This window comes from Paenibacillus sp. 2TAB26 (assembly GCF_052115145.1).
GTDB lineage: Bacteria > Bacillota > Bacilli > Paenibacillales > Paenibacillaceae > Pristimantibacillus.
The window spans coordinates 1-15,986 of the sequence record NZ_JBFRGC010000057.1 but is presented as its reverse complement, the minus strand read 5'-3'; the positions used below and the strand labels follow the sequence as shown (position 1 = coordinate 15,986).

The 15,986-nt window shown below is 43.7% G+C and carries 14 protein-coding genes and 1 pseudogene; 5 read left to right on the top strand and 10 right to left on the bottom strand.

What is annotated here, in order from left to right:
* The 5 genes and pseudogenes from AB4Z50_RS35395 to AB4Z50_RS35375 all read right to left on the bottom strand — a co-directional run.
* Positions 1-1,894, bottom strand: a 1,894-nt coding sequence (locus tag AB4Z50_RS35395; RefSeq protein ID WP_441887113.1) for an Ig-like domain-containing protein, incomplete at its 3' end; no start/stop codon positions are given.
* A 128-nt stretch (positions 1,895-2,022) separates the two neighbouring features.
* On the bottom strand, positions 2,023-3,162 hold the full coding sequence (locus AB4Z50_RS35390) for a response regulator (protein ID WP_441887111.1): 1,140 nt from the start codon (positions 3,160-3,162) through the stop codon (positions 2,023-2,025).
* Positions 3,159-4,955 (bottom strand): histidine kinase N-terminal 7TM domain-containing protein, encoded by a 1,797-nt coding sequence (locus tag AB4Z50_RS35385; protein ID WP_441887109.1) that lies wholly within the window; start codon positions 4,953-4,955, stop codon positions 3,159-3,161. Before AB4Z50_RS35385 ends, AB4Z50_RS35390 begins: the two co-directional genes overlap by 4 nt.
* A gap of 196 nt (positions 4,956-5,151) precedes the next feature.
* Positions 5,152-5,276, bottom strand: a pseudogene (locus tag AB4Z50_RS35380) (NADPH-dependent oxidoreductase); the annotation flags it as partial.
* A gap of 438 nt (positions 5,277-5,714) precedes the next feature.
* The gene (locus AB4Z50_RS35375) at positions 5,715-6,074 is read right to left on the bottom strand and encodes a DUF1304 domain-containing protein (RefSeq protein ID WP_076270727.1); all 360 of its coding nucleotides are present in this window, start codon (positions 6,072-6,074) and stop codon (positions 5,715-5,717) included.
* A 641-nt stretch (positions 6,075-6,715) separates the two neighbouring features.
* Here AB4Z50_RS35375 and AB4Z50_RS35370 point away from each other — a divergent pair.
* Positions 6,716-7,546: a DNA-primase RepB domain-containing protein gene (locus AB4Z50_RS35370; protein WP_441887107.1), complete on the top strand. Its 831-nt coding sequence runs from the start codon at positions 6,716-6,718 to the stop codon at positions 7,544-7,546.
* A 173-nt stretch (positions 7,547-7,719) separates the two neighbouring features.
* On the opposite strand, the gene catA is transcribed toward AB4Z50_RS35370, so the two are convergent.
* Positions 7,720-8,391, bottom strand: coding sequence for a type A chloramphenicol O-acetyltransferase (gene catA / locus AB4Z50_RS35365; protein ID WP_441887105.1), 672 nt, complete (start codon positions 8,389-8,391; stop codon positions 7,720-7,722).
* An 89-nt stretch (positions 8,392-8,480) separates the two neighbouring features.
* A complete protein-coding gene (locus AB4Z50_RS35360) occupies positions 8,481-9,104 on the bottom strand; it encodes a hypothetical protein (RefSeq protein WP_441887103.1) in 624 nt (207 codons plus the stop codon).
* A gap of 350 nt (positions 9,105-9,454) precedes the next feature.
* Between AB4Z50_RS35360 and AB4Z50_RS35355 the strand changes: the two genes are divergently transcribed.
* A complete protein-coding gene (locus AB4Z50_RS35355; RefSeq protein WP_441887101.1) occupies positions 9,455-10,039 on the top strand; it encodes a TetR/AcrR family transcriptional regulator in 585 nt (194 codons plus the stop codon).
* A gap of 7 nt (positions 10,040-10,046) precedes the next feature.
* Positions 10,047-10,793 carry a type I methionyl aminopeptidase gene (gene map / locus AB4Z50_RS35350; RefSeq protein ID WP_441887099.1) on the top strand — a complete coding sequence of 249 codons (747 nt, stop codon included), beginning with the start codon at positions 10,047-10,049 and terminating at the stop codon, positions 10,791-10,793.
* A 504-nt stretch (positions 10,794-11,297) separates the two neighbouring features.
* Here the strand turns inward: map and AB4Z50_RS35345 are convergent.
* On the bottom strand, positions 11,298-12,155 hold the full coding sequence (locus tag AB4Z50_RS35345; RefSeq protein WP_441887097.1) for a LysR family transcriptional regulator: 858 nt from the start codon (positions 12,153-12,155) through the stop codon (positions 11,298-11,300).
* A gap of 129 nt (positions 12,156-12,284) precedes the next feature.
* Here AB4Z50_RS35345 and AB4Z50_RS35340 point away from each other — a divergent pair, with 129 nt between their 5' ends.
* On the top strand, positions 12,285-13,274 hold the full coding sequence (locus AB4Z50_RS35340; protein WP_441887095.1) for a zinc-binding dehydrogenase: 990 nt from the start codon (positions 12,285-12,287) through the stop codon (positions 13,272-13,274).
* A 381-nt stretch (positions 13,275-13,655) separates the two neighbouring features.
* On the opposite strand, the gene AB4Z50_RS35335 is transcribed toward AB4Z50_RS35340, so the two are convergent.
* Both AB4Z50_RS35335 and AB4Z50_RS35330 read right to left on the bottom strand, forming a co-directional pair.
* Positions 13,656-14,027 carry a DUF2750 domain-containing protein gene (locus tag AB4Z50_RS35335; RefSeq protein WP_441887093.1) on the bottom strand — a complete coding sequence of 124 codons (372 nt, stop codon included), beginning with the start codon at positions 14,025-14,027 and terminating at the stop codon, positions 13,656-13,658.
* Positions 14,028-14,239: 212 nt separating this feature from the next.
* Positions 14,240-15,145 carry an AraC family transcriptional regulator gene (locus tag AB4Z50_RS35330; RefSeq protein ID WP_441887091.1) on the bottom strand — a complete coding sequence of 302 codons (906 nt, stop codon included), beginning with the start codon at positions 15,143-15,145 and terminating at the stop codon, positions 14,240-14,242.
* Between the two features lie 481 nt (positions 15,146-15,626).
* On the opposite strand from AB4Z50_RS35330, the gene AB4Z50_RS35325 reads away from it, so the two are divergent.
* Positions 15,627-15,986 (top strand): IS110 family transposase (locus AB4Z50_RS35325; RefSeq protein ID WP_441887115.1); only part of this gene is annotated, 360 nt, incomplete at its 3' end.

Genomic DNA, 15,986 nt, shown 5'->3' with positions numbered 1-15,986 from the left:
CAACAGACCACTCGATTGATTTKTCCGTYGCATTWGYAGGAGCAACGGTCGCGTCAACGGTTAACGTCTGACCAACCAGCACGCTGGAATCACCTGTTAACGTAATCGAAGCAACAGGGACTTGGACTACCGTAATCGTAAGAATCGTGCTGCCTACAACTCCGCTTTCATCGGCAGCTGTTGCTTGGACCGTTACTGTRCCTGGATTGCCGGCAGTAAGCTCACCCGTTGTTTTATCAATAACAGCCGTACCTGTTCCATCTATTACGGACCAAGCGACCGCTTTGTTTGTTGCGTTGCTAGGAGCAGCCACAGCATTCATTTGCAGCTTCTTACCTGATTCGATTGTAGTAACTTCACCATCCGCCGTTACGGAAATCACTTGAACAGGGATGGCAGGCTCATTAATTTCAATCGTTTTGGTTCCAAATACGGCACTGCCGTCAGCAGCCGTTGCTTTAACGGTAACTGTACCTGCTGAAACACCCGTCAATACTCCGCTTTTGCTGATTGTTGCTRTGCCTGTTCCGTTTTCAACAGACCACTCGATTGATTTTTCCGTTGCATTTGCAGGAGCAACGGTCGCGTCAACSGTTAACGTCTGRCCAACCAGCACGCTGGAATCMCCTGTTAACGTAATTGAGGATACAGGGACTTGGGCTGCCGTAATCGTAAGAATCGTACTGCCAACAACTTCGCTTTCATCGGTAGCCGTTGCTTGGACAGTTACTGTACCTGGATTGCCTGCAGTAAGCTCTCCCGTTTCTTCGTCAATAACAGCTGTACCCGTCCCATCAATAACAGACCAAGCAACCTCTCGGTATGTTGCATCGCTTGGGGCTACAACAGCATACATTTGAAGTGTCTTGCCTGATTCGATTGAAGAAACCTCATCTTCCGCTGTTACGGATATGTTTTGAACAGGTATGACAGGTCCATGAATTTTAATCGTTTTTGTTCCATAAACGGTGTTGCCGTCAATAGCCGTAGCTTTAACGGTAACCGTACCTGCCGAAATACCCGTCAATACACCGCTAGTGCTGATTGTCGCTGAGCCTGTTCCGTTCTCAACTGACCATTTTACTTTTTTGTAAGAGGCGTCTACCGGCAATATATCCGCACGCATAGCTAAAGTATTGCCAATAAGTAAGGAAGATGCATCCCCTACGCTGCCTACATTGATTGCTGCCACAGGTGTAGATTTTTTGTGAAAAGGATCATTCGTTATGAATTGAGAACCTGAATATAAAGAAAGAGGTGCATTATAAATTTCACTAATGCCCGATTTAATTTGGAAAGTGACCAATCCGTTAACGGTGTACCAAGAGTAACCCTCGTCTACCGTATTCGTCCTCTTATAATTCTCACCATTACTCTTGTCGCTTGGGTCTATGTTATTGAAGGTTAAAGCTGTATCTGCGGAATGTGCAAAAATTTCCGTACGATCATCCACAGGCTTGCCATCGGTATCATAAACAGCAAAGGTTACGCTTATATACTCAGGTTGACTCTGAACAACTACTGGTGAATTATTTAACTTGACATAACCTACGGGAAGCTTGGGTTTACTTGCCGAAATATCACTAACAGTAACATAACCTCCAAAGCCATAACTCATGTTTGGAACCCAGCTCACCACACCGTCGCTTACGTATCCACCTACAATGGGTTGCGTGCTATTCGTAGGAACAGTAACGCTGTTTTGGTTCGGCAATAGGTTGGGTGCCTGAACGACATCGCCATTCGAATATCTGATGTATGCATACTCTGCCTCACTTAACCTTTCCGAGTTAAAATTAATGGTGACTTGGTTTGTTTTGATCACACATCCGCTTAACAGACTCAGAATTAAAACCGAAACTAAAAATAAATTGCGTATTGAAAATCGTTTCATGTTAACTTATCTCCTCATCTCTATAGTTAGATCCATTATATCCAAGCCCAATGACGGCAAAATGACAAACTTCGACAAAAGCAAAAAAAGCCCCTATTATTTTAGGAGCCTTTCATATCTACTCATTCTTATTTATCCAGCTCGGACAGCAGACTGAAATATAAATCAGCAACCTCGCGGGAGGGTTTTATACCGATCTCTCTATGCAGCGTGTCTTCGTATTGCCTATATTGCCGGGTCAACGCTTCCTTGTTCTCTTGCAAAGCCAAAGCTTTCATAAGCAGCAAAAAGGATTGTTCGTCTAGTTCATTGCGCGACACGAGCTTCATTAACAACCTAATAGCAGCATTCGTCTCGCTTTTATTTAACAAAGCCATGCATAATCGCTGGGTAAAGGAGGTGTACAGCAACGAAAGACGCTCAATCTCGTTCCAAGCCCATGCAAAAGCGTGATCCCCAAATAAGTCCCCTGCGTACAACTGCTCTAGTGCAATCGCCTCTTCCAGATTCGTCTCATCCACGACTGACATTTTTCTACAGCCTTCTTCAAAGCTTACAAGGTCTACACTCACCTCACTCAGACTAAGGGCGTAGTGGTTGCTGTCAGAATGCAAATTCTCTCTCAGGCCAAATGGATCTAATACCTTCCGCAGCTGATAGACGGTCGTATTCAAGTAAACCTCAGCATTCTTTTGCGGCATGTCGCCAAACAGCTCTTCGATCAGTCTTGCTCTGGATATCAGCCTTCCTTTATGCATAAGCAAATAGCCAAACAGTTCCGCGCTTTTGCTTGATTTCCATTTCGCCCTTATACCCTGCGTGCTTTGAATATCTATAACACCTAAGCAGTTAAACCTCGTCTCATTTAAAGGCGCCGCCCACTCCCCTTGTCGCAAGTGCTCTTTACGCAACTCAGCAAACGCTCTTTGCAGCGTTTTTTTAAGTCTTTCCAGCACAACCGGCTTTACGATGTAGTCGAAGGCATAAACATCAAAGGCAGGCAAAGCATATTCTTTGTGGGAGGTCAGGAACACGATCTTTATCTCTCTTCCGACCTCTCTTAATCGTTCGGCAAGCTCGAGCCCAGTTTCCCTCGGCATGCTTATATCCAGAAACACCAAGTCTACATCATGATTCATCAGGTAAGAAAATGCTGTTTCTGTCTCCGTGAAGCTGCCTGTAATTTCCACTTCCACAGATGTCTTTGCAAGCATCCGTTTCATAATTAAATGCATCGCCTTCTCGTCATCAATAAGGATAACCTTCAACCTGCGCTCGCCTCCAAGCTGCTTCGTCTGAATGCATGTGCAGATGGCGTAGGAACGGAGAAGTAGAAGGTACTTCCTTGCTCAGAACTATCGAACCAAATGTCTCCACCATTTAAACGAACAAATTCCCTGCATAACGTAAGTCCCAAACCGACGCCCCGTTCTCCTGCTGTTCCTGTTGATGACACCGGATAACCTTCTAGTAGCAGTGAGCTGGCCTGTTGTGGCGATATGCCGTCTCCAGAATCACTTACAGAAATAATTAGTTTATCGGCTTGATGTTCTGCTTTTAACCGGATCGTGCCGCCGATGTTGGTAAATTTAACGGCATTGGACAATAAATTTCGGACGATCAAATCCAGCATTTCTTTGTCGGCTAGCACAAACGTATCCTTCGGTATTTCCGATATCAATTGGATTTTTTTACTCTCGCAGCGAACCGCCAATAACCGGATGCAGACCTGTACGGTATGGTTTATGTCTCTCTCCACTGGGTTAAATACCATGCCTTCGCGTTGGCTTCGGAACCATTCCAGCAAGCTCTCTACCAGTGCAAAAGTATTTTCAATTTGCTGTCCCATTTCATGGACGATTTCCTCATGCTCTCCGCCGTAGCCTTGCAGCTCGTCCTCCATGAGCTCCATCAAATTGATGAGCACCGCCAGCGGATCACGAATATCATGAGCGACTACGTTAAACATTCGATCCTTGAACATGTTTAGCTCGCTTAGCTGACGGGCATTATCAAGCAGCCGCTCCTCTGAACGCACCATTTCCGTAACATCGCTTAACAAAAACATTTTGCCGGCAGGCTTCTGGTTCTTATCACTAATCAAGGACATATGCACATTATAATAGGGTTCATCCGCTCGACCCGAAATTTGAACCTTGCTGTTCAAAGAAGGCCCTTGCATGATTTTCTCCAACAGCAATGGATATTGCAAAAAGACTTGCGCAGCCGGCAAACCGATCCACTTATTATTTATCCCTTTAATAACCTGCTTGCTGGATTGGTTAAAGCTAGTTAGCGTATTTTCCAAATCAAATATAATTACCGCATCCTGCATGGATGCAAACACCTTTTGCAGGGCTAAGGGCGCTAGTCTAAGCATGTTAAATTGATAAATCCCCCACATGTAGAAGATTCCTGAGAAAATAAAACCAAATGGAGAGATATCAATTGGCATATAAATGACATTGCTTAAATAAATAAGCGTAAATCCAAAAGGCCCCCATGATCCAATGATCATAAAAGCGATTTGTTTCTTCATGCGAGATGTCGCTTTTAGAAACATTTCAACCATTAATCCCATGCCTACTACAAAGAAGGAATACGAATAGTAGACATGCAGCTTGTATAAAGGTCCTTTCTCCGTCGTTACCAGCGGAAAGCCCTCTGAGTAATTCAAAGTCATGCTTTTATAAAATAAATGATGCCAATCGTTCGTATAATGAGCTACAAAGGTAATGGAAGGAACAATCATCAGCAGCGCTACTACCCATTTTCGAACGAGCGCTTGCCTTCCCGTATATTGCAGCACCATTATAATCCATAGAATAGTGCCGAATGGGATGCCTAGATATTCAATTCGAAGCCAGAAGCGTATATGCTCTAAATCGGTGCTAACAATTTCAAAAGCATATCCGAAAGTGTACAATGAACCCGTCAACATGCCTAGTCCATAACTAATCGCAATAGGCAGCTCTTTTCTTTTCCAAGAGAGATAACACAGCATTAGCGAGCAGCAGGTAGCCGCCATCAGCAATGCTGATAAATATAAATTGTAGCTCATAGATGTTAGCCCCCGTGCTTTATGTACTCTCTCGTTATGTTTCTCTTATGTTAGCAGATGAAGTTGTAAAAACATATATTGCCGCAGCAAAAAATTGCATAAAACACTATTTTTTATTATTAAAAATTCGAACCCTAAAAAGCCCACTAGGTAAATTTTACTTAGTGGGCTTTTGGCTCGCTGTAGTCGGTTACGATTACCGCAACGATTTTAATGTGCCGGTCAAAGCGAGTACTTGGTCGAGCATGCCATTCATATTGGTAAAATGCAGATCAGCGGGCTTAACACCATTCCGTTCTCAAAATCAGTAAATAGCGACAAAGTCCACAAAAACAAGAGCTTCACTACCGCAAAACTGACCGGAAAGGCTGCTGGTACTACACCTCGGATCCTAGTAAATCCGGTAACCGACTATACAAAAATCGGTAAGTAACGATTGAGCAATGCTTCACGGATGCCAAACAACTTCACGAGTTTCGCTATTAGGGCAATTTAGGAAATATCCCTTTAACCTCTCTTCAAACCGTGTCTCAAAACGAAAAAAAGAAACCCAACTTCGGAAAAAGCATGGGTTGAAGCGAGCCCCCCCATCCCTCGAGAAGACTGCCGCTTCTGCCGGATGAAAGCTATTGCCAGACGATAATAACGGTGGCTACGCTAGACCTTCCCTCGCTGCTAGAACAAGCGACATGCTCTGTCTGATGTCCACGGATCGGCCCCATATGCCAGCTAGTCACGAACCGACTCATTCATCTGGCATTATAGAAGTACGCTAATCAATGCAATCAAAGCAGGTAGGCCTTGGACCAACCAAATAGAACGTTTCGCTGTCGCTCCTCCGTACAATGCCGCAATTAGAACGCAAATCAAGAAGAAGATTACAATAGACTCGCCTGTTTGAGCATTGGGATGCACCAAACCCCAGATAATCCCGGCCGCCAGAAAGCCATTGTATAGTCCTTGGTTAGCGGCAAGTGATTTTGTGACTGCTGCCTCTTCCTTCGTCGTGCCGAACGTTTTCATCCCGCGCGGGGTCGTCCATAGAAACATTTCTAGTATGAGAATATAGATGTGCTCAAGCGCTACAATTCCGACTAATAGGGAAGCAATAATAGTCACTACCTCCTTGGATGATTTGTATTCTATTTTTCCATTAATTCTAACATAATATTCAAAAGTCTACCGGCAAGATCACATCGCTTTATATAGAAATGAACGGTAATGGATTTCATGCCTGACATTTTGACGATTCGACCCATTCGCCAAGGGCAGAAGAATACACGCAAAGTCTGCAATAAATCAGCTGTTAGCTTCGTCTACAAAACAGCATAATTCGGTTCACATGAACATTTACTAAGCGGATATTTCATCCGTTTTGTTTACAGTACGATTTTTTTCCTTGCCAGCACCAAGAAAAACAAACGGCATAGGGCTTTTCCCCATGCCGTTTCGATTTCCGTTTTATTCCCAGTCTTGTCTTTAAGATTAACTTAATGACATTGCCTAACACGGCGCTCTTTGTTCATGGTTTGGTGGAAGCGAGGGGATTTGAACCCCTGTCCGAAAATCACGCCACATAGGCTTCTAAGGGGGTAGTCACAGTTCTGATGTCACTCGAGCAAACGCCCCAGACAATTTTATTAGCATATCTAATGTTGAAAAATGGGTACTGCCACTTACACTTGTGTACTCTTGCCAGAATATGATTGTTTAGAAAAGAACCGAAAATGTAACGCATGCTTTAAAGGAGATGTGGTTCAATGAGATATTCCAGAATTTCGAAAAGGTTCTCCAGTCACACACGCCATTTCATTAAAAAACTAGGCTGCAAGCAGAACGAACAACTCCATTTTATTTTAGTTCATGACGCTAAAAACAAAAACAAGAGATTCAGTTCTTCATCTAATCACCCAGCGATGACACTCCATAAACCTCTAAATCTACTTGAAAGGCTTACTCCTCAAATTACACTCTTTTCCAAGAGAAATAAACTCATACATGTACTCAGCCAAAATAAAAGAGGCTATGCCGTATTTATGGAGATCAATTACCGAGAAACAAGGGCTAGTGATTTCAAAAAAGTCAGAGCACAGTTCATCGATGTAGATCTAAACAAGATATCAGTACATTTAGACACAAAAGAACAAGTCAAGCAGATGATTAAATCCATTCAATCCGACCCTGCAGAACTGCTTCAATCTATTACAGTTAAAAGAAATAAGCAAGGTCAATATCATTTATTGGCACTGCGAAAAAAACAGAGAGTAGCAAAATTGAAGAATGCGTTTATAAAAAAATTCAGGAGTCAAATTAAAGATTCGATGATAATCGAAACGAAAAACGGATATCACATCTATTGGGTCCTTCAAAGCGGATCCGTAAACAAATTCGTTCCTATACAAAAAGCATTGGCCAAAAAATTCAGTTCTGATCCCATGATAACAAATCTATCAAGAGTCATGCGTATACCTGGCTTTTACCATATGAAAAATCCTAAAAACCCCTTTATGGTAAAGATCAGACAATTGGGTAGGAAAAAACCTTTTACCCAAGAGGAAATTATTCATTCACTCGCATTAGAGTCCTTGTAATCAACTTATATAAACCAATCAAGCTTAGAACAGTCGATAGCATATCTAAGATAGCAAAAACCCCGACCTCTTGCGGTCGGGGTTTACATGGTGGAGGAGAGGGGAATGGATACCTCTTATACAGAATATTTCCACCACCACTTGCAAGTGAAAAAATAAGCTATAGTTACCCGTTATCTGAATGCGGTATAGTTTGGCAACCATTCCGTGCAAGCATCYGCACGGAATTGTAGCTCATTATACAGCATCCCGGCATGGTAACCGTCACAAACGGCATGGTGGAATTGCCCTGATAATGGCAACAGTATTTTTTCGTCATACTGAAAATATTTCCCCATCGTGAAGATGGGTAGTAAATAGATTCCCTCATTATAGATGTTCAGGTTAAATCCAGTGAAGCTAACCGAAGGAATGCTGGAAATGGGGAAAGTGCCCGGTGGTTCGTTTGTTTTAGCGGCAAATTGTTTAACACTTCCGTACTTTTTCATATCATCAAGATAACGACTGTAGAAATCATTAAAATCTTCACTGTATAAAGTCCATATGCTTGAAAAGGTCTTTTCATCATCATGGAAAATTGTAAAACTAGGAGATACACTATCCCAATAACCTAATGTCCCATCTGCATGAAAACATGTGCGAAATTCATCGTGGCGGTTTACCACCGTAGTTATCATGTGGATTAGTGCTGGATACAGCTTTATCCCCCGACTCTTAAGTTCTTTCAGCAGCCGGGAAATATCGATATTTGCCGTCATGCTAAAAGTGCATCTGACTTTGTTTAAATAATGCTCAAAATAGGGTTTTCTACTCCAGTTATCAATGACAATCGGATTGAATTTCATTTATTATAACCTCCTAAAATGATTACTTTTTTCGTTTTAGGAGGTTTAATCCACTGCTTTAACCATATCCTCATCACAATCCCAACAAATTATTTTTCTACTCCCAGTTTTGAGAGAACCCGATCCATTTCATCAAAATGTTCTTTATCGCTTGAAGCATAGATTAAATCAAAACTATCGTTATTCTTCAACACTGTTATTATGCTGTCATTGTAATTCCCATAAAATTCGATGCCAATCCAATGCCGAAAGGAAATACCTTTATTATTAAAATGTTCACGAATAAAATCCAAGTCGGTTTGTTCAATAGAATAGAACGATTCACAGCCATATTCAAGAGCGAATACGCTTTGCAAATAGGCCATCGTATGAAAAAAATCGGTCAATGTTTCAAAATCCTTTTCCCATACCTTTTCATCGTAACTCATATAAACAGGGGGATTGGACTTGAATAAATCGTTCTTATGGATTCCCCAAACACAGACACGTTGATTCTCGCAATAAAAAATTAAATATTCGCTATGTTTAAAGTATTGAAGTTGCTCGGGTTTGATCAAATGATCTTGCGTATGATTCAGCCGCTCGTCTTTACCGAGTTCCAAATAATAGTCAATTAACACCTGAGGCAATTCACCAAAATTATTTTTAATCGTTTGTATCTCGCCATGACTAAACCCATTTCGTTTCGTAATATGAAACAGCTTTTTAATCATTGCAAAATCAGTCATCCGCATCACACCTTATCCTTGTACAATACTCCATATATCCTCTTATCTTCATTTCTTCGTACAACTCTTTAGTGAAATATTTCATTCTTTCCTCTTAATCTCATTTCGCTGACACACTAAGTATACGGCTTGTAAATCTCCTTTGTTGCACTAACCTTCCCATTATTTTAATAAAAGACGTGCCCTTAACATGACTAAAAAATTAAAAAACTCGAATGTTTTAACTATAAGTACATGGACGTTATGAATATAAAAATGTTGCGGATAAGTGCCCATTGCGTTACTATATTTATATCGACAAATTTGCAGGTCTATGAAAGGAGGTTCACGCACCTATGTGCCCTCGTACCAAAGAACAAAATGAGCTCATCCGCATGCAGCGCAAGGAACAGATCCTGGACGCCGCCGCGCGCACCTACTTCCACACGGGTGGCAGCTTTGATATTCGCGACGTCGCCCGCGAAGCCGAGCTCGGTTACGGCACGGTATACCATTATTACCCCAACCGGCATTTATTAATAGAAGATGTGTTGGACAGCGGCTTCGAGCGATGCGAGCAAGCCCTGACAGAATGGGCAAACACCTGTGTCGACAGCCCGGATAATAGGCAGCTGTTGACTTATTGCAAGGCACTGCTCCGGCTGTGGCAGTCGGACGCCCGCGCATATCTTGTCTACAAAATGGCGGCGGAACATTATACAGGTTTACCTGCGAAGGATCAGCACCCCACAAAGAGACGATTCATGGAACGGCTGTATGTTCCGCTCCAATCGATCGCCCAGCGCGAAGACGACAGCGTCGACCATATGCTTGCCGTGCTGGTCGGCTGCTGTGGGCTGCACTACTATGCGGGCACTTCCGAGCTGGACGTCGATCGAATCGCCAAGCTCGCGATGCAAGCTATTACGAAGGAGTCCTGATACGAACATGGTCATTTTAAAAAGCAAACATGAAATCGAGGCCATCCGCAAGGCATGCCAAGTGGTGGCCGAATGCCATCGCACGATCGCCTCGCTCATCAAACCGGGAATCACCACGAACGAGATTGAGCGCATCTTCGAGGACATTATCTTGAAGCATGGCGCCAAGCCCTACACAAAGGGCTACAAGGGCTATCAATATGCGACCTGTGCATCTGTCAACGACGTGATCGCGCATGGCTTCCCAAACGATAAGCCTCTTGAGGAGGGCGATATCGTGACGATCGACACGGTCGCAGAGCTCGACGGCTGGCTCGGCGATTCAGCCTGGAGCTATGCAGTCGGGAACATATCGCCGACGGCCGAGAAGCTGATGCGTGTCACGAAGGAATGCCTTGACATCGGCATCTCGCAGGCGCAGCCCGGCAATCGGCTCGGCGACGTGACGAGCGCCATCCAGCGGCATGCCGAATCGAACGGCTTCGGCGTCGTGCGCGACCTTCTCGCGCATGGCATTGGCCGGGATCTGCACGAGGAGCCGAACTATATGCATGTCGGCAAGCCCGGCAAAGGCCTCCGAATCAAGGAAGGCATGGTGTTCACGATCGAGCCAATGATCACCGAAGGCACCTACCACATGACAATCGATTCGGACAACTGGACCGCACGTACGCTGGACCGCAAGCTCGCCGCCCAATACGAGCATACGATTGCCATCACGGCTGAAGGTCCACAAATTCTGACCGCGCAATAAAATAATTAGAGGTCGACCACGAGATGGTCGACTTTTTTTACGTATTCGGCATAGCATCTTTCTACATCCGATTCAAGCCGAAGCAGGATCGTGATGAGACTGCTAGCCTCGGAACAATCACATGCCAGTACGATGAATTCATCTCCGGCGAACCACACGACAAAATCGAAAACGCCAACTGAACCGGACTATAACCGGGACAGATGACGCAGTACAAGGTCTCCCACTTGATGGCCATTGGTGTCGTTAATCTAGCATTTCTGTCCTTTATTGCGACTGCGGCCCCATTGAGTTATTCTACCGGTTAGTTTAATAAAAGACGTGCTCTTAACGTGACTAAAAAATCAAAAAACCCGACCTCACGAGGTCGGGTTTCTTCATGGTATTGGTGGAGGCGAACCGTAGATGAGCAAATCCACAATTCGCCTTCGCGTGTTGCTTAGATTGTTTAATGACATGGTCTAGCACTAACACTCGACCCTATCGATCGTTACAGGTTAACTATTATAGCTTAGCTTTAACTAATTGTATTAACCTTGTCAACGCGCTTGAGTAAATGGAGTCATGTCTATGCACAAACCATACATGCAAATCTCGGTACTCTTCAGGCAAGCGATGGGAAACGATTATACTCTTCTCTTCCGCCTTGGCAATCGATGATCGTGGTAGCATAGACACACCGAGCCCAGAAGAAACCCCATCTAGAATAACTGCTAATGTACCAAATTCCATAATCTGATATGTGGTCAGACCAGTTCCTCTCAGAAAACTCTCCGCTTTTGCCCGATGCGTACATCCAACGTCAAAGAACAACATCGGTTTCGTGAGCAACTCATTCATGTCGCTTTTTCCCGGCTCAGAGATCAGTACCAACTCCTCTTCAAATGCCGCGACATGTTTTATATCTGGAGCGTCAACAGGACCATAGACGAACGCTCCATCAAGCTCGTAATCCAACACCTTTTGTAAGAGAGCATGTGTCACACCCGTAGTGAGCGATAAATTAACATCCGGATATCGTGATTGATATTCGGCCAATAGAGGAGTCAGATGAATGACCGCAGTCGTTTCAATGGAACCTATTCGAAGAGGCCCTGCAGGTTGGTCCGAGTATTGTGTGGATTTCACAGCCTCATCCATCAAAATCAGTATTTTATCCGCATAACCCAGCAAATTCTCGCCAGCCGGAGTTAGCGCCATCCCTCGATTGGATCGCCGAAAAAGGGGGATTTTCAACTGAGCCTCAAGATACTGAATTCTGGTCGTCACATTAGACTGTACATAGTTCAACATTTGCGCAGCCTTGGTTATGCTCCCCTCTCGAGCTACAGCTTGAAATATTCTTAAATCTCCGCTTTCCATTTCTATGTCACCTGCTTGGTATGATCATTTATGATACTCACATTCGGTTTTGTTCATTTTACTGTATGATTCCCTCTCTGTACAATTCAAAATAGATTCATCGAAATACGAATTTATGGAGGAGTTAGGATGAAAGCAATCGTACACGCTGGGATGAACGGCTCGAAGGGCTTAACATATGAAGACGTTATTGACAAACAGCCGGGCTTCGGCGAAGTAAAAGTAAGGCTGAAAGCTGCTGGGTTGAATCATCGAGACTTATTTCTCATGGCGGATCGAACAAATAAGGATGCTCCCCTAATTATAGGTTCTGACGGCGCGGGTAGAATTGAAGCAGTAGGTGAAGGCGTAACAAACCTTATAGTAGGTACCGATGTAATCATTAATCCGTGTATCGGATGGGAAATCACCCAAAATGTCCCGACCGTTCCAGCAATAGTGGGCGGTCCTTCGGATGGTACATTCGCCGAGTTTATCATCATCCCTGCACAAAATGCCGTCAGCAAACCAGCTTACTTGTCTTGGGAAGAAGCTGGGGTGTTGCCCTTGTCTGCCTTGACGGCCTATCGGGCTTTATTCACCAGAGGTCGCTTACAGCAAGGTGAACATATCCTTATTCCAGGTATTGGTGGCGGTGTGGCGACTTATGCCATGCTTATGGCTTCAGCGGCGGGTGCACGAGTCAGTGTCACATCACGCAGTGAAACAAAAAGGCAAGCTGCTCTTGCACATGGAGCAGATCATGCCTTTGACAGTCATAGTGATTGGAAGGAAAGTATGAAGGGAGAAACAGTAGATCTCATTCTTGACAGTATCGGGCCAGCGACGTTCCAACAGTACTTTGATATCATTAAGCCAAATGGCCGTATCGTTACGTTTGGAGCAAGCTCAGGAGATCGAATGGAAATAGCAGTACGATCCATATTTTACCCACAAATCAGTATCATCGGCACCTCAATGGGAAGCAGTGAAGAGTTTATTGCTATGCTTCAATTTATGGAACTCCACTCGATACGTCCTATCATTGATAGTGTGTATCCTTTACAAGACACCCTTCAAGCCTTTCAGCGAATGCAACAGGGGGAGCAATCTGGGAATATTGGAATAAGAATGGATTGAGACTTTGAAAATAGTATCGCCGATCTAATCCTCATTAGAAAAAAATGGACCTGAACTTCATCAACAGCTTCATCACATAAAACTTATCGTGTGTGATATTCATTCCGGGAAATTGTTTACCAATACCTTGAATAAACACTTCTTAGTTCAATCCCATAAAAGTCGTGGCCTGTATCTCCACATTCGTCAGGGACAGCTTACTCTTCGTTTCTCTACAAACAGCAAAAATCCACAACCTCTTGCGGTTGTGGATTTACATGGTGGAGGCGAGGGGGATCGCCCCCCTTTATATACAGAATTTTTTCTCAGTGCATTCTCGTGTTAGAAATATAGTACTGCTGCATAGCTCACTGAACTAATGTTCTCCGTTAGCGAAATGATTCAAAGTTCTTTCTGAACCAGGCATGCCAATAATTCTAACGCTTCTATTTCTTTTCCTAAAAGATGTGCGTTCCAATTCGTACCAATCAATAAATTATCGTTATCAAGCCCAGGAATCCAAGTATTCGCAAAATCATCAAGCGGTATCGTCTGTGGACTGTAATGTACCCACTCTTCAATTGCACATTGTTTTGCTAAGGCTCGTTCCGACCAGAAAGGCATTACATCTGTTTCTTCAAATTCGTTCGAAGGTGATACACACCAACCGTCCTCGGATTTCAAATCCCACACAAGCTGGGTTTCTATTATCTTCTTAACGAATTTTTCAAAGCGATTTCCAGAATCAATTTTCAGCCCCAAATTATGCGACATAACACACTCCTTTGTGGTGTTTAATTTAAGTACCACATATTCCATTATCCTGCCCGTTAGCGTAACTACGAAGGGCTGCCACGTGGCAGCCCTTTTAGTCTTCAACTATCGTTTCCCGTTAGTTTAATGAACCATGCTGAAATGATCCTTGTGCGATCTTCGAGTTAAGAAAATGCAGTGACCGGTCATGTCGGCTGCCGTGTTTTCCCATTCTATCCCTCGACCCTATACCATAGTTCACAATATTCGTAGCCATCTACGCTTGTACCATACATCTCGAAGTTGCCGCCATCTAAAATCGTAAATGTTGATGTTTGCAGCCATTCCGAAAATATCCGATTCTTCAAAGACCGCAAATCATACTTGCCGCTGCCATTCCCATCATGTAAAGTTGAAAATACTGCCCACGTGGATGGTGGAACATCAACAACTGTATATCCATTCACCCTGCTATCGACCGCTTTGTAACACCCAATCAGATAAGGGAACGTCGTATTGGTTGTGAATTTATAGGAATCGAATGAAAAGACAGCTCCAAGTTCCTTGCTGAAACTGCCTTCGTCTCTCCAATCCCCGCTAACCGACTGGGATAAACGATCCAACTCACCATTACTGCTGATGGTTTGCCAAACATCGGGGATCGATATGCCCTCCTCATTCGCAATAGTGTCGTAATGGTAGATATCCTCCAGCCCATAAACTTGAAAAGCATCCCGTTTTTCAATCCGATAATTCATTCCAACAACTCCCTTTAATATGATTTGAAAGGAGATGCGAGGAAAGGCTCTTAACTCACTTTCAGCATTTCGCGCTAATGTAGGCGTCATTCCATGTAGATTTTGAAATGCTCGTGAGAATGATTCAGGTGTTTCATATCTGTACTTCAAGGCAATATCCGTCACAGTGTTTTTTCTGTTCTTTAAATCAAATGCAGCAAGCGTCAGCCTTCTGCGCCTGATATATTCGGACAATGGGACATCAAGTACAAATGAAAACATGCGTTGAAATTGGTAAACTGAACATAAGGCGATTTTAGCGATTTGGTCGTAATCAATATCTTGTTCTAAGTTGTCTTCGATATAGCTGACAGCTCGATTCATTCGCTCTAGCCAATCCACGGCAATCCCTCCTTTCTTAAGAAGCATATCATCCGGTAGTTTATGTCGCCTGACTTTCCGTGCAAGATAATATCAGGTGGTAATCATCCGTATACAGAAGTCCTGTTTCCTAAATTGATTCCAGTCTTTATTAGTTTGAAGCGTCTAGTAATATTTTTCCACTCGATTTTCCCCTGTCATTAAGTCTGTCTTAAATCCTATCATATAACCACTTTTTTAGTAGCCTCGTAATAAGGTATTCGTGAAGGTATTAAAACTAACCTGCCTGTTAGCGTAGCGAAGGGCTGCCATATAGCAGCCCTTCAGGGGTGGAACTATCATTCCCCGTTAGCATTCCTGTAGAGCGTTAAATTCCCGCTTTGCATAAAAACGAGCACCTCGGTACGATGGAAGTACGCAACGGGTCATAGCCCTAAAAACTCCATCATCCAGGAGGACGCTCTACTATGAAGTTTAATCGCAAGCGAGACAAAATCAACTCATTGAAAAAATTACTGCTCAGCATTTAGTTATCGGGATCGACATCGCCCAGCAGATGTATGTTGCGCGCGCTGTAAATTTCCGTGGCATCATCATCGGAGACTACCTATCCTTTTCTAATGACGAGGAAGGATTTCACCATCTTTCGCTATGGATTCAAAAGCTGCAAACCACCCATAGTTTGAGTGCAGCCAGCGTCGGGATGGAGCCAACCGGACACTACTGGCTTAACCTATCTCGGTGGCTCACAGAACGCCATTTTGAAGTCGTTTTASTGAATCCGCATCTCGTGAAAAAAAACAAAGAAAATCGCGACAATACGCCTTCAAAGAGTGACCGGACGCCTTCAAAGAGTGACCGG